We start from the raw sequence: 11835 nt of genomic DNA, 5'->3' as shown, positions 1-11835 counted from the left end.
TGGCCTGTTATAATCTGCCTGTATTTATAGCCTGAAAATGTTCATATTTGAACATTTTTTATGTATATTAATTCCGCAAATTCGCCATAAACACAACAGGAGACACGATGGATATCAACTACTACGATGAACATCAGGAAGAATTTGAGGCGGTTAAACTGGCGCTGAAGGGCGAAATGGAGAGGATCTGGGGCTCCATGCTGAAAGAACGCGGGGACAATCTGGATGATGAAGCCACGTACCTGAACCTGTTTGAAGAATTGCAGTATAACTTCTCTCCGTCCAGTTTCAGTAAGCTCACCCCGGCGCAGGAACTGGATAAAGATAAAATAGCGGCCTTTGTGGCCAGAACCCGCGGCTATAAGCACGGCATCACGATCAAATGCCGGCCGGGTCGCCCGCAGAAGTGGCTGAAAGGCCGAATCAAACCACTTGAGGACGCGGAAGGCACAAACCTGTGCTGGATCGACACGGCCACCATCGTGCATATCGGTGCCGGTCAGCAGTTTGACGATCAGTATTACCTCACAGTGACCACACAGACCGGGCAGAGTTACCGCGTGAATGAACTCCGTCTGCCAGGTCGTCTGCTGGAAGCAGCCCAGGACAGCCTGTTCAGGGCACTGGATTCAACCACCGGCGGTTACTTCTGATAGGGCGTTGCACCACGCTTATCGGGGATTTATACTCGCAGTGATTAACAGATTAATTTTCCGTTTACTCCGACAGAAAGTTAAGTAATAAAAAGGTCTATAATTAAAAGGCGCCCTTCCTCACCAGTTGGACGCCTTTTGTGTATGCATCATCAGTTATCTGTAAACCCTGAAAGAAGTGTGATGGACACGTCGTCTTCTTCACGCGCTACCATCACCGGTACATCCTTCCAGCGTGCCACGTTTTCTCCCCACTTTTGCAGGTCAGCACATGACAGATTGTGCCTCTGACATAACCTCAGAATGGTGTCATTCGAATACCAGTCTATGCGGGACAGGTGTTCACGGATCACCCATTCATCCCACGGCCGGCCGTCAAATGCAGGTTCACGCCGCCGCCATTCCGGATTGTTAATGACCAGATAATCGCCAACATAAAGACGGTCGGTCAGCTGATATATATCAACGAAGCCAACCTCACTGTCAGGGATCACTTCCAGGAAGAGATAACCCGCTACGGGGTGTACCGCGCCCAGAAGCACCATAGGCTGAGTCACCATGTTATTCCCCCTGTTCGTCTTCAGCTGGCCGCCAGGCCCGCTGCCCTTTATAACCCAGTAGGGCTTCACACATCAGATCGGTTATACGCGCAATCGCGTAATCCGCACTGTCAGCCCGCAGGGAAATCACGGCCGTTTCCCCCCGGTGCGCGGCGTTCCAGAATCCGGGCAGCAGCGTCTGGAACCGGGCCCGGTCATCCCCCTCCGACAGCAGGGCTGCATCCGGCAGTCGTTCGCGGATCACATCTTCACCGGCCTGACGCAGGATATCGTCACGACTCCAGATGCACAGCGTTGCCGGTCCGCTGCGCATGAGGATAGTAGCGGCGTCAGCCATACTCAGAGTATCCAGCTTCAGCATCTCCATGCCCGGCCGACGCAGCACGAATCCAATCGGCCGCCGGTACTTGCCCAGCTGCAGCAGATCGTCGTCCGTAAGCAGCTCCAGGCCACGCTGCAGGACAAGATGCAGTACTTCAGCCTCTTTAATCGGCCGCAGCAGCCCATGCATGGTGTTCGCTTTGACGGTCAGCGCCTCAATGCGATTCCAGAGCTCATCATTTATATGTTTGGTGGCCATCGGAATGCTCCCCGCCAAAATAAAACCGTTTTCCATCCGCTGCTTTGCCCAGGCATACCGTGTGACCCGTGGTTATCTGGCCGGCATCCATCAGGAACGGCGCGCCCGGACCGCGAAACACGTCCGGATCGAGGGCAGCAGGTTCGCCGGCAGCGACCGGCCGGACCATGCCCATATCGTAACTGTCCGGCAGGTTATCCCGCAGGCAGGCCTGCGTGTAGTCGTCCGCGACCTTCTGCGCCTCTTCCTGCGTGGGGTAACGACCCAGCACGCCGGTGATCTCTTTCTTCAGTCCGAAGCCGTAGCCGCGAACCTTGTACGCTTCATATTCCATCCCGTTCACTCCGCTTGCCGTTGTTTACTGAATAACCATACTCTAATAAATTAGGTTTCATGCGTATATTATAAATATTTAGATTTAGCACTAAAAGCTAATTCAATGAAGCGACACACCGGTAATCATCACGCTGCATGACGACCGCACGATTTACCCCGCCGGATGATTCGCCCCCTTATCTTTTCACCTTGTGACTTTTACGCCTGCAACCACCGGAAAATACCTTTTCGCCGGTGCCGCCATTGCGGAAAAAACGTAAATACCGAAAAAAGCGAAATCAACAGGGAGAGGAAGGCAGGGGGACGGTCGCACGGTTGCCGTGCGCGGGCACCATATCTTGTGCCGTTCTCAGCTGACGGAGCCACTACATATAGCGTTATCCACAGAAACGGTGGATAAGTGGCGGCGCTGCGGAGAATACCGCTAAACCGCAACGGTGAAAAAATGTGGTCCCGCGCGCAAAAGTGCGGTACAAATGGCTGTACATTATGTAAAGCCAAATGACTGTACAAAAAGGAAGGAGCATGACCGGTTTTTTTGAACGTAAAAAGCGGGCCAAAAACGCCCAGCTGACCGTGCGTCTCGATGAGCAGCTGAAGAAACGCGCCGAACTGCGTCTGGAGGCAATGGGCATGACCGCCACGGAAGCAGTGGAGCAGCTTTACCGCTTCATCGCCGATCACGGCCGGATGCCCGTCACGGAGCGTATCGTCACATTTGACATCCAGTCACAGCGCGGCCGCGCCATCGCCCTCAATCCCGCCGACGCTGTGACCGAAAACACCCGGCGGTTTCTGCAGTCGCTGGGAGCTGTGGAAGTGGTCTGCTGCGATCCCGCTGCATTTGAACAGGCGGTACTGGAGTACTTCAGCCTGTATGTGGCCGACCAGGCTGCCTGTTTACTGGCCGGTGTACTGAACGTCACGTTCATGGTTAATGCCGCCAGTCGCGTGAAAGATGACTGGCATGACAGGCTGCTGTCCCTGTTACAGCGCGACTTTGATTTCAGCGAAGAACAGTCAGTGACGTTCATTAACAGCATCGTGGACAGCGAACATGTCGATCCTGCCATCGTCAGTCGAAATAATACGGCCTGGCGGAGCGGAAAAAGCACCGGGTCCGGCGCCGGCGCTGAACAGGCCTTACTGGATAACACCAACGTCAGGGTCTTCTATCCCTCCGGGGAAGCGCCCGTCTCCGGCGAGATCGGCGCCGCCGTCCTGCAGCGTTTCCTGACGTTCCTGGCGGAGCGGGGCGTCAGCTGCAGCGATCCGCAGAGACTGACCGAAAGCGCCGGCCGTGCATGGGGCGTGCGTGAAAATATGATCGGGAATATGCCCCCGGACATGCAGCAGGCCATAAACGATGGCGTCATTTTTGAGGCCAGCGCTGACACGCCGGACTTTTCCCCTGAGCTGGCGGCGGCGTTTGGCTTCACACAGGCCCAGGCAGAAGCGGTGCTGAAACCCGCCCTGACCGCCAGGGATCTCCCCGGTTTCCTGCAGCGCTTTCTGGCGTTCCTGGCCGACCGGGGTATCAGCTGCAGCAATCCCCGGCGGTTTACTGAAAAGGTCACGGAATACGCCAGCCATGAGGGACCGCACCGGCTTATTGCAATGTTGATGTCGCGCATCAGGGATGAGGGGGTCAGTTTTGTCTTTCACAATGAATCCCCGGACGAACTGCCGCGCCTGGCCGCGTCACTGCCCGGCGAACTGGCCGATACCTTCGGGTTTACGGGATGGCAGGCAACAACAATACTGCGTCAAATCCAGCCGGCACGGCCGGGGCAGGATTAGGGCCGGGAGCATACGCGATGAAAACGACCTGTCATGCGGCCGGCATCACGGCGGCGCCGCTTTCCCCGCAGGAGTGGCGGGCGCTGCTCAGGGCGAAAGGCTGGAAGCAGAAGGAGCTGGCCCGCCGCTGGAATGTGTCAGAAACCTGGATCAGTAAGCTGGCCAATAACCCCGAACGGGGCACGCACTGGAACGATGCCTGCCGGGGTCTGCCCGATATTCGTGCCCGGCGGCCCGGCGAACCGCACAGACGCACCAGAGCCGGGAGGCCCTGAATGAACAGACGTCTTCACCTCATCACCACCTGTACCCGGCGCAAGGCGGGCAGCGTGGAGGATACCGTTTTTCCGGGCGACACTTCCCTTGATGACGCCTTTGACGGCTGGTACAGGCTGATCGCCCAGGCTGCCCGCCGTCCTGGCAGGGTGCTGGAAACGGGAGAGCTTTACCGGGGCGCACACTGGCTGCGTGCCCGCGGTATCGCGGCGCGGTGGCCGGGCATCGAGCTGTGGGCCATGTCGGCCGGTCTGGGGCTGCGCCACCATACCGATCCGGCGGTCGCGTATGAGGCAACGTTTCACGCCATGCCCTTCGCGCCGGCGACCGTCTGGGGCTCACTGACGGCACGGCCCCCGCTGGCTGGCCGCTGCGCCTCCCTGGCTGAGCTGATGCAACGCTGCCCGGACGAGCGCTTTGTGATCGCCGGTTCACCCGTGTATATCAGCGCGGCTGAGCAGGATATTCTGGCCGGCGTGCCGGCACTGCATGATGCGGCCACTCAGCTGATTATCGTGACCTCACAGGGCTATCGTGGTCCGCTGCAGCCGTTTCTGAAAAGAAGCCGCGCGGACATGATGGCGACCCTGAAATCGAACATGACGTGCCTGAATATTGCCTGCGCCGGCGCCCTGATTGACGCCATGATGCAGGCAGACGCCCGGCAGGCGGCGACCATTTAATACAGACAGAGACTGGCGCTACCGTCGCCAGAAGGGGGTTTTACATGTTCAGCATCATTTATCACGCCGGCGCAGCCGTCCTTTTCCTGGTCATGAGCCTGGCGGCCGGCGCCGGCCTCCTGCTTCATAGCCATGAATATACGACAGGTCATTTCTGGAACATGACGGGGCTGTGCATTGTGTCAACTCTCGTCTGGATCTGGGCTGTAGCTCAGGCAAAAGAAGCCTGGTACATTTCACGAAACATCAAAAAAGGACTCTGACCATGAAAGATGAAATTCGCCACGAAAAACCCGTTGAAGTGAATATACAACTGACACACAGAGAAGCGCAGGCTCTGGCGCAACTGGTTAAGCGTCTGGGATTCAGTGACTGCCGCGGCCTGGCGACGTCAGATATTGAGGCATATCTGATGATGGATGGAATCAACCAGATCATGAAAGCACTGGCTGAAGAGGGCTATGCACCACGATAAGGGCCGGGACTATCTGGAATTAGCCGGAAATACAACCCTATCACGCGGGCAGTAAGGAGAGGTTTTAATGTTCCCGACACCAGGGAAAACAAGCCGCCGTCAAGAGCGGCTGCACATCGCTGTTATCGCATAAACGCCGCGGGAATATCCTTCCACTGCGTGGTGTAGGCCGGGGACAACATTTCACGGCGCATGGCATATTCCGGATCAATACCTTCTCCGGCGAAGAAGATCCTTGACCTTCCTTCCCTGTTTATTTTGTCGATGGTGGCCATCAGTTTTTCGCTGCCCGGCCGCACAGCAGCCGGCGAAAACAGATCCAGCTGGGTTTCATATCCCTGCAGATCGCTGAGCATCACGCCGGCTTTTGCATACCGCACGCCCTCACGCCAGATACGCGACAGTCCCAGCTGCGCCGCGGCGATGATGTCGCGGGTATCCTGGCTTGGCACGGGAAGCACTTCCGTAGCCTGGTTACTGTAGGGCACACCGCCGGCGTCATAAGCACTGCTGCGGATAAAGACCGTTACCACCTTCGCCAGGCGGTTTTCCTGGCGCAACTTTTCCCCTGCCCGTGTGGCATATTTAGTCACCGCCTGCTGCATCTGCGCCAGTTGCGTGACCCGTGCTCCAAACGAACGGGATACAACAAGCTGCTGTTTCGCGCCGGTTCCTTCCTCCAGGGCAAAGCAGGCCTCGCCACGCAGCTCACGAATGGTCCTTTCCAGCGTCACACCGTACAGCCGGCGTGCAAGACGGATATCCATCTCTGCGAGCGCCAGCGCCGTTTTGATCCCCATTGCCGCCAGCCCTTTTTCGGTACGATGGCCAACGCCCCACACATCGCCGGCCGCCACCAGGCTCATCAGCTTTTTCAGTCTTACAGGATCACTGAGCGCCACAACCCCCCGGTAGCAGGCCACGTCTTTGCGGCATGGTTGCACAGCTTGGCCAGCGTCTTCGTTGGCGCGACGCCGACTCCACAGGTGAGCGTTGTCTGGCGCAGCACTTCAGCCCGCAAAAGCTGGCCAAACGCCTGCGGCGTCATCACTCCCTCCATATGAGAGGCATCCGCAAAGAGCTCATCAATTGAGTAAACAAATGTCCGCGGCGCCAGACTCTCCACCACGGTTGCAAATCTGGCGGAGAATGAGGCGTAAAGGGTGTAGTTGGAATTGAATACGGCAACGTTATGCTGTTCCAGCAGGCGGCGGCAGCGGAAATAGGGCTCCCCGCGGCGCACGCCAAGCGCTTTCGCCGCGCGATTGACCGCAACAAGCGCCCCGTCGTTGTTGCTGAGAACGACCACAGGGCGACCTCGTAAATCAGGGCGGAACGCTTCTTCGCAGCTGCAGTACATCGAATTGACATCGATTAAGGCGTACACGGGCGGTGTCTCATGACAGTGAACGTAACCACACCCCATATCTGCAGCGCCTCTGGATCAAACCTGATTGGCGGAAAAGCCGGATTCAGCGGCATCAGGCAGGGGTAAGGGCGGAGCTGCAGCTGCTTGACCGTAAATTCATTATCGATGCTGGCAATCACGATGCTGCCGTGCCGGGGCTCTTCTGCCCGATCGACGACCAGCACATCGCCATCATGAATGCGGGCATCACGCATAGAATCGCCGGACACACGCAAGAAGTACGTTGCGGCCGGACGCCGCACGCAGTAATCATGCAGGTTAAGTTCATTGGCCTCATAGCCTGCGGCCGGGCTGGGAAAGCCGGCCGCAACGGGCTCGGCAAAAAAAGGGAGTGCGTCACCTTCCACTGAAGGCCGGGGATAAACGAGATCCAGCGCCATAATTTAGCCTCCAACAACTGTTTATACATACAGTATATTGCAGGCTTCAGGAAACAGGCAATGCCGGCATATTTCATGCCGGCACGCTGGGGTCAGGTCAGGATGGTGGCCAGACAGCCAAGAACGTCGTCCATGATAGTCTCTGGCACCCGTTCGAGTCGTTTGCCGCCGCGGGCTTTCATATCGATCGTCCGGGGTTGATCGCAACGCACAACGCCGGTGGTACGTATGCCGGCGCCGTCAAGCGACACAGCAAAGCCTGCTGTGCGGGCAAAATTACCTCCGCTGGTCACGGGCACAACAACAGGCAGGCGGGTCACGCGGTTAAAAGCAGCCGGCGTGACAATCAGTACCGGCCGCGTTCCCTGCTGCTCATGACCTGCGGTAGGGTCAAGCGAGACAAGCCAGATTTCCCCTCTTTCCATGTCAGATTTCCTCCTGACCAGCCGCCGGCGCATCCAGCCATTCACGTTCTTCTGCCGAGATTTCAGCGTTCGGATCGCACTGTGCCAACAGCTCAGCCAGTGAATACTGCGGGCGTCTGTGCGGCTCCACAATCAGCCGGCCATTATCAATGACCATGCCAACTTCATTATCTGTACCCAGCGACAGCGCATTCAGCAGTGCCGGTGGGACGGTCAGCATGACTGAGCCGCCAACCTTCTTCAGTCGAGTGGTATGCATTTTTCCCTCCATAAAAGTTATATTTAAATATAACATTCACTAAAAAAACATACCAGCCTTTAACGCACAATGTTTAATAAAAATATAACTTTCAGCCCAACAGTAAACCCAGCGCGGTAGCTTCCATATGCAGCAATACCGGCAGCAGCAGGCCGCCACTTCTGATCCGGGCAGCTGATGTAATCAGCCCCACCAGGAACATTTCTGCCAGGGTCAGCAGGTTCTGATACTGCATATGCACGGCGGCAAACAGCAAAGACGTTATCAGCGCGCCCAGCCACATCGTCCAGTTGTACCTCGAACGGAAGACGTTCAGCATGACACCACGGAACAGGATTTCCTCATTCAGCGGGGCAAGGATAAAGACGGCCAGCAACGTCAGGATCACATCGGGTATGGACTTATCGGCAAAAAGTTTCGTCATAAATGGCTCAGCGGGCAGGTCCAGCACTTTACCCAGCAGAAATTCACCGACATACACCACGGCCATCGCGCCAACCAGCCACAGTGCGCCAACGTTGCTCAGCTGGCCAACGACCGGTAGCGGAGCAACCCAGCGGCGGTATACCAGGAAAACACACAGCAGGTACACCAGTACAGCACCATGACTGAAGAACAGCGTATTTTTCCCCAGCCCATAGAGCAGAACAGCCTGCCCCATGACAAACATGGCCCCCCAGGCTATGGCCCAGGCTGCCAGCAGAACCAGCATAAACTGCAGATATTTATTACGTGACTGAATCATTTTATCCCCTGTTAATTTTTAAACAGAATCGGCTTGACACTCAGGCCGGTTTTCAGACCTAATTTAAATGATACAGAAAATGATTGCCGATTTTTTTAATGGAGAAAGTGAAATGAAATTCACCACGAAGATTGCTCTTATTCTGGCTGCATCCGTAATCAGTTGCAGTGCCTTTGCTCAGAGCGTATCCGCGCCGAAAACCGATTCTTTACTGAGCAGCATTCTGGGTGAGCAGGTACAGACAAACCAACATCTTGTACAACTGCTGGCAAAGGATCAGGATGCCGGTATTACACTGACCCCGGAACAAAAGAAAACCTCTTGCCTGTATGAAAGTCATTACTACAGCAGTGGCGCACCACTTACCGTCGGAAAAGAAACACTCCGCTGCACGCTGAGTGGCGAAATCCCGACATGGGAAAATGTGAACGAGGGCAATATTGTCTCTGTCGAAGGCAAATAAAATCCCTTTGACAGCCTCTCAATTATCCGCACCAAAATGATTTAAAAAAATCTCCTTTTGATGGTATATTTTTTACTCGAAATAGAAATCATTAGGAGATTGTTATGGTTGATGCCCCGCCCTCAATCCCGCTGCCAACCTGCATGGTTGAAGCAGCACAGATTTATCACATTCCTCTCCGTGGATTCCTCGCCTTGTGGCTGACTGAAGGCGGAAAACCGGGAATGAAAAATAAAAACAAAAACGGCACTTACGATTACGGCGCATTCCAGATAAACACCATCTGGGCGAATAAGCTGGCGTCCGATTTTGGAGTAAAAGCGGAGCAGCTGCAGCATGACTTCTGCGCCTCTGCAATGGCCAGTGCCTACATCCTCAAATACAACATCATTCTCGAAGGGGGGGATTTCTGGCAGGGTGTCGGCCGCTATCACTCCAACACGCCGGCGCGTAAGGCCTGGTATATCGGGAAGGTTTACCAAAATTCTCTGAGGTTCTGATGCAAAACCAGCCACAACGGAAAGGGGGAGGGGATGATGGCCTGATGATTATCGGGGCCCTTCTCATCATGATCACAGTGATGTGGTTTGGCTTTCGTGATTATGTGATTTACGGAGTCTGTCGCCTGCTTTACTGGATCTACGGTGTACTGCCGGACGCCATTACACCGGGTAATGCGGCCGAGCGCCGGGACATGCTGCTGTCGGCGGCGCGGTATAACCACCAGGTTTCGCTGTGGGACTTTATCAGCGTGATGAACGACACGGCCAGCGTGCTCTTTCCCCTGTTCATTTTAATCATCGGGTTGTTCGTCTGGGTTATCTCGCGCAATCCTTACTACCGTCTGACCCGTAAACTGACCATCCGGAACCTTCCCTGGGTGATGGTAAAAAACTATCCGGGGATAGCTCATATCCTCGCCCGGTTTGGCCACCTCGATCAGCTGCTGCTGAATGAAGATCCGGAAGAAGCACGCAGCGCGCAGTCACCCGTTGAGTTTGCCCAGGAACATAACCTGATTGATACCGCTAAGCGCCGCCTCCGTAAAAAAGCCGCACATAAAGTCTTCCTGTCACAGGTAAACTTGGCCCCCGAAGGGGCGGCCCTTTCCCTGGCGCCCTGGGAAAAAGCGCTCGCAGCCTCGTTTGTACATCTGCGGTTTATGGGCGACCGGCCAACGGCTAAATCCATTCTCGACGATCTCAACCGTTCCTGCCTGCGGACTAAAGACGGTTTCCCTGATTATTCGCTGGCCGCCGGGTTCTGGACCGTCGCCAGCCAGTGTGAAGCGTTCCGAGAATTTGCAAAGGGGCGCCGCAGCTCCCGTTCGCTACTCTACGCGCTGTTCGATGATGACCTGCAGCTGCCATCCGCTAATTTCCGGTGGCTTAAAGGTGTGGACCGCACGTTATGGTATGCACTTTCAAGCGCCGGCCGCGGGAAGTTCTTCATTGAGGGAGGTGGTGTTATTGCCTGGAGTCAGTGCGAAAGTTACCGGCTGACGCTCGATGAAGAAAAGGCGGCGAAATTCCCGCCGACCGTGCGGGCGGCCGTGCTGGGCCTTGAGCTGGATCTGCTCCATTACCGCCATATTGACCGCCGCGATCCCGCCATTCCGGTCGCTCACTGGCAGGAAGACGTTATACCGCCATTTGCATTTGAATCTGACGCTGAAGCGGAAGACGAGCCGGCTACGCCGCCTGCAGCTCCGCACGACACCCCGAACAACAGTCTGCGACTGACAGACGATGAACCGACGCCGGCTAAACCTCAGCCGGCAACCCGACCCGATCACCTGGAACTCTAAGCGAGGAAGTATGAAACTCACCGTAAAAACCGATCGCAACACACTTTATCTTTCCGCTGACGGAAACTACCAGGAACAAGCCCTGCACTCCTTCCCCCTGTCAGCCTGTCATTTTGGACTTGGCCATGATGCCGGCAGCGGCCACATCCTGACGCACAATACGTTTTCTGGTGAAGCGGTGCAGCTGTTCCGCTTTGAAAACGAATATCAGGCCATCGAGGCGCTGAACAATATCCGTAAAAAGCTGAAACAGCAGCGCGGACTCAATGCCGTGCGCCGGCTGTCTAACTTTATCTTCTGGCCAGTCGCCGCGCTGGGCTTTATCGTCTCCATCAACGGCGCGTTGATGAATATGCATCAGCCGGCACAGCCACTGCAGGCAAACTCGTATGCTCCCGCGCCGGGTCTGCAGCAGCCTGCCACTGCGCCGGAGCAGCTGCAGGTTCAGGCAGCACCTGAAGCCCCTAAAAAACTGGCTGATAACGACTTGCTGTCACTGAAAGATGCCGTCACCAGCGGACGCTTTACAATCTCGCTTTCAACCGGGCATAAACACACCCTGTATGTGTTTTCCGATCCGATGTGCCCGCACTGCCGCGCGCTGGAACCCCGACTGCAGGAACTGAGCAAACGCTATAACGTCGAGATTTTCCCCGTGTCCGTTTATGGCGACCTGCGCTCGATGGTCCGCGCCGCTCCTGTACTCGATACCGGGAAAGATACCCGACTGAAAAGCTGGGAAGACACGATTAACATGGGATACACCACCATGAACCCGAAAATTGACGATCCGAAAACAGCCCCGGATACCACCGGCGCCCGCCTGGTTGACGCGAACAATATGGCATTTGCGAAATTCGGGTTTATCGGTACCCCGTCCATCGTTGCCGATTCGGGTGATGTGATCCCGGTTTCCGTCGTCAAAGACGATGCCCGCCTGCAGCAGGCAATAGGAGAATAACCC

The 11835-nt window shown here is 55.9% G+C and carries 17 protein-coding genes and 1 pseudogene; 10 read left to right on the top strand and 8 right to left on the bottom strand.

What is annotated here, in order from left to right; translation table 11 throughout:
- Positions 1 to 107 precede the first annotated feature (107 nt).
- A complete protein-coding gene (locus tag B8P98_RS30080; protein ID WP_004206899.1) occupies positions 108 to 653 on the top strand; it encodes a hypothetical protein in 546 nt (181 codons plus the stop codon).
- Positions 654 to 805: 152 nt separating this feature from the next.
- Here B8P98_RS30080 and B8P98_RS30075 read toward each other — a convergent pair whose 3' ends face one another.
- The 3 genes from B8P98_RS30075 to B8P98_RS30065 are packed head-to-tail and all read right to left on the bottom strand — an operon-like array spanning position 806 to position 2127.
- A complete protein-coding gene (locus B8P98_RS30075) occupies positions 806 to 1213 on the bottom strand; it encodes a hypothetical protein (protein WP_004206898.1) in 408 nt (135 codons plus the stop codon).
- 1 nt (position 1214) lies between these two features.
- The gene (locus B8P98_RS30070) at positions 1215 to 1793 is read right to left on the bottom strand and encodes a hypothetical protein (RefSeq protein ID WP_015062853.1); all 579 of its coding nucleotides are present in this window, start codon (positions 1791 to 1793) and stop codon (positions 1215 to 1217) included.
- Positions 1771 to 2127 (bottom strand): hypothetical protein, encoded by a 357-nt coding sequence (locus B8P98_RS30065; protein ID WP_004206896.1) that lies wholly within the window; start codon positions 2125 to 2127, stop codon positions 1771 to 1773. Before B8P98_RS30065 ends, B8P98_RS30070 begins: the two co-directional genes overlap by 23 nt.
- A gap of 527 nt (positions 2128 to 2654) precedes the next feature.
- On the opposite strand from B8P98_RS30065, the gene B8P98_RS30060 reads away from it, so the two are divergent.
- Genes B8P98_RS30060 through B8P98_RS30040 form a run of 5 tightly spaced genes read left to right on the top strand, consistent with a single transcriptional unit; the run spans position 2655 to position 5363 of the window.
- A complete protein-coding gene (locus B8P98_RS30060) occupies positions 2655 to 3929 on the top strand; it encodes a type II toxin-antitoxin system RelB/DinJ family antitoxin (RefSeq protein WP_004206895.1) in 1275 nt (424 codons plus the stop codon).
- A 17-nt stretch (positions 3930 to 3946) separates the two neighbouring features.
- Entirely contained in the window at positions 3947 to 4204 is a 258-nt protein-coding gene (locus B8P98_RS30055) for a helix-turn-helix domain-containing protein (protein ID WP_004206894.1), read from the top strand.
- Entirely contained in the window at positions 4205 to 4888 is a 684-nt protein-coding gene (locus tag B8P98_RS30050; RefSeq protein ID WP_004206893.1) for a hypothetical protein, read from the top strand.
- A 44-nt stretch (positions 4889 to 4932) separates the two neighbouring features.
- The gene (locus B8P98_RS30045) at positions 4933 to 5151 is read left to right on the top strand and encodes a hypothetical protein (RefSeq protein ID WP_004187411.1); all 219 of its coding nucleotides are present in this window, start codon (positions 4933 to 4935) and stop codon (positions 5149 to 5151) included.
- A 2-nt stretch (positions 5152 to 5153) separates the two neighbouring features.
- Positions 5154 to 5363 (top strand): DUF7706 family protein, encoded by a 210-nt coding sequence (locus B8P98_RS30040; protein WP_004187413.1) that lies wholly within the window; start codon positions 5154 to 5156, stop codon positions 5361 to 5363.
- 122 nt (positions 5364 to 5485) lie between these two features.
- On the opposite strand, the pseudogene umuC reads toward B8P98_RS30040, so the two are convergent.
- The 5 genes and pseudogenes from umuC to B8P98_RS30020 form a co-directional block, all read right to left on the bottom strand.
- Positions 5486 to 6750: pseudogene (umuC, locus tag B8P98_RS30035) on the bottom strand (translesion error-prone DNA polymerase V subunit UmuC).
- Entirely contained in the window at positions 6738 to 7172 is a 435-nt protein-coding gene (locus B8P98_RS30030; RefSeq protein ID WP_004187425.1) for a LexA family protein, read from the bottom strand. Before B8P98_RS30030 ends, umuC begins: the two are co-directional and overlap by 13 nt.
- A 92-nt stretch (positions 7173 to 7264) precedes the next feature.
- A complete protein-coding gene (gene pemK-mt, locus B8P98_RS30025) occupies positions 7265 to 7597 on the bottom strand; it encodes a type II toxin-antitoxin system toxin endoribonuclease PemK-mt (RefSeq protein WP_004206891.1) in 333 nt (110 codons plus the stop codon).
- Between the two features lies 1 nt (position 7598).
- Complete coding sequence (gene pemI, locus B8P98_RS30590; RefSeq protein ID WP_004187429.1) at positions 7599 to 7856, bottom strand: type II toxin-antitoxin system antitoxin PemI; 258 nt, start codon at positions 7854 to 7856, stop codon at positions 7599 to 7601.
- A 91-nt stretch (positions 7857 to 7947) separates the two neighbouring features.
- Positions 7948 to 8601 (bottom strand): CPBP family intramembrane glutamic endopeptidase, encoded by a 654-nt coding sequence (locus B8P98_RS30020; protein WP_004206890.1) that lies wholly within the window; start codon positions 8599 to 8601, stop codon positions 7948 to 7950.
- 79 nt (positions 8602 to 8680) lie between these two features.
- Here B8P98_RS30020 and B8P98_RS30015 point away from each other — a divergent pair, with 79 nt between their 5' ends.
- The 4 genes from B8P98_RS30015 to B8P98_RS30000 all read left to right on the top strand — a co-directional run bounded on the left by B8P98_RS30015 (position 8681) and on the right by B8P98_RS30000 (position 11832).
- On the top strand, positions 8681 to 9064 hold the full coding sequence (locus B8P98_RS30015; RefSeq protein WP_004206889.1) for a DUF1496 domain-containing protein: 384 nt from the start codon (positions 8681 to 8683) through the stop codon (positions 9062 to 9064).
- Between the two features lie 104 nt (positions 9065 to 9168).
- Positions 9169 to 9564 carry a lytic transglycosylase domain-containing protein gene (locus B8P98_RS30010; RefSeq protein ID WP_004187436.1) on the top strand — a complete coding sequence of 132 codons (396 nt, stop codon included), beginning with the start codon at positions 9169 to 9171 and terminating at the stop codon, positions 9562 to 9564.
- Positions 9564 to 10871: a secretion/conjugation apparatus DotM-related subunit gene (locus B8P98_RS30005; RefSeq protein ID WP_015059988.1), complete on the top strand. Its 1308-nt coding sequence runs from the start codon at positions 9564 to 9566 to the stop codon at positions 10869 to 10871. The genes B8P98_RS30010 and B8P98_RS30005 overlap by 1 nt, the downstream gene beginning before the upstream one ends.
- Positions 10872 to 10881: 10 nt before the next feature.
- Positions 10882 to 11832, top strand: a complete 951-nt coding sequence (locus tag B8P98_RS30000; RefSeq protein ID WP_004206886.1) for a DsbC family protein — start codon at positions 10882 to 10884, stop codon at positions 11830 to 11832.
- The last annotated feature ends 3 nt before the right edge of the window (positions 11833 to 11835 follow it).

Source organism: Klebsiella quasivariicola, from assembly GCF_002269255.1.
GTDB lineage: Bacteria > Pseudomonadota > Gammaproteobacteria > Enterobacterales > Enterobacteriaceae > Klebsiella > Klebsiella quasivariicola.
This window is presented reverse-complemented; position numbering and strand designations above follow the sequence as displayed.